The organism is Ruegeria sp. CH6, assembly GCF_056537005.1.
Genome location: NZ_JBQFQS010000045.1, coordinates 1 through 1,776, shown reverse-complemented (window position 1 = coordinate 1,776; position 1,776 = coordinate 1). Strand labels below are relative to the sequence as shown.

At 61.5% G+C, this 1,776-nt stretch carries 1 protein-coding gene; it reads left to right on the top strand.

The annotated features are described in order from the left end of the window. Positions 1 to 1,776: sulfoacetaldehyde acetyltransferase (gene xsc / locus ACR0CW_RS23085; protein WP_170337273.1), on the top strand; the 1,776-nt coding region annotated here is incomplete at its 5' end.

Below are 1,776 nucleotides of genomic sequence, written 5' to 3'. Positions count from 1 at the left end.
ATGAAGATGACGACAGAAGAGGCCTTTGTTAAGGTATTGCAGATGCATGGTATTGAGCATGCGTTTGGTATTATTGGTTCTGCGATGATGCCGATTTCGGATTTGTTTCCGAAGGCTGGCATCATGTTCTGGGACTGCGCACACGAAGGGTCTGGCGGCATGATGGCCGACGGCTACACTCGCGCCACCGGCAAGATGTCGATGATGATCGCGCAGAACGGCCCCGGCATCACCAACTTCGTAACCGCGGTTAAAACCGCCTACTGGAACCACACCCCGGTTCTGCTGGTCACCCCGCAGGCGGCCAACAAGACCATCGGTCAGGGCGGCTTCCAGGAGATGGAGCAGATGCGCATGTTCGCGGACTGCGTTGCCTATCAGGAAGAAGTCCGTGATCCGTCGCGTGTTGCCGAAGTCCTGAACCGCGTGATCATGAACGCCAAGCGCGCCAGCGCACCGGCTCAGCTGAACATCCCGCGTGACATGTGGACCCAGGTTGTCGACATCGAACTGCCCAAGATCGTTGATTTCGAGCGCCCTTCGGGCGGTGAAGACGCGGTGGCTGCTGCTGCCGAAATGCTGTCGAACGCAAAGAACCCGGTCATCCTGAACGGTGCCGGCGTTGTTCTGGCCGAAGGCGGCATCGAAGCGTCGAAAGCCCTGGCCGAGCGTCTGGACGCCCCGGTCTGCGTTGGCTACCAGCACAACGACGCCTTCCCCGGCTCGCACCCGCTGTTTGCCGGCCCGCTGGGCTATAACGGTTCGAAAGCCGGTATGGAGCTGATCTCGGAAGCCGACGTTGTTCTGGCTCTGGGCACCCGCCTGAACCCGTTCTCGACCCTGCCCGGCTACGGCATCAACTACTGGCCCGCAGATGCAAAGATCATTCAGGTCGACATCAACCCTGACCGCATCGGCCTGACCAAGGACGTCAGCGTCGGCATCATCGGTGATGCGGCCAAGGTTGCCAACGGCATCCTGTCCCAGCTGAGCGACACCGCCGGTGACGAAGGCCGCCAGGAGCGCAAGGACCGCATCGCCCAGAAGAAATCCGCATGGGCGCAGGAACTGACCTCGATGACCCACGAGGACGACGATCCGGGCACCACCTGGAACGAGCGTGCACGTGCCGCCAAGCCTGACTGGATGAGCCCCCGTATGGCGTGGCGCGCAATCCAGGCCGCACTGCCGAAAGAGGCAATCATCTCGTCCGACATCGGCAACAACTGCGCCATCGGCAACGCCTATCCGTCCTTCGAAGACGGCCGCAAATACCTGGCCCCCGGCCTGTTCGGCCCCTGTGGCTACGGCCTTCCGGCGGTTGTCGGCGCCAAGATCGGCTGCCCCGATGTTCCGGTTGTCGGCTTTGCCGGTGACGGTGCCTTTGGTATCGCCGTGAACGAACTGACCGCGATTGGCCGCGAAGAATGGCCTGCCGTGACCCAGATCGTTTTCCGCAACTACCAGTGGGGCGCGGAAAAGCGGAACTCGACCCTGTGGTTCGATGACAACTTCGTCGGCACCGAGCTGGACACCAAAGTGTCTTACGCCGGTATCGCACAGGCCTGTGGCCTGAAAGGTGTTGTCGCCCGCACCCAGGAAGAGCTGACCGCGGCGCTGAACCAGGCGATCGAGGACCAGAAGAACGGCATCACCACGCTGATCGAAGCCCTGATCAACCAGGAACTGGGTGAACCCTTCCGCCGCGACGCCATGAAAAAACCCGTCGCAGTCGCCGGCATCGACGCAAACGACATGACACCGCAAGAGGCGTAA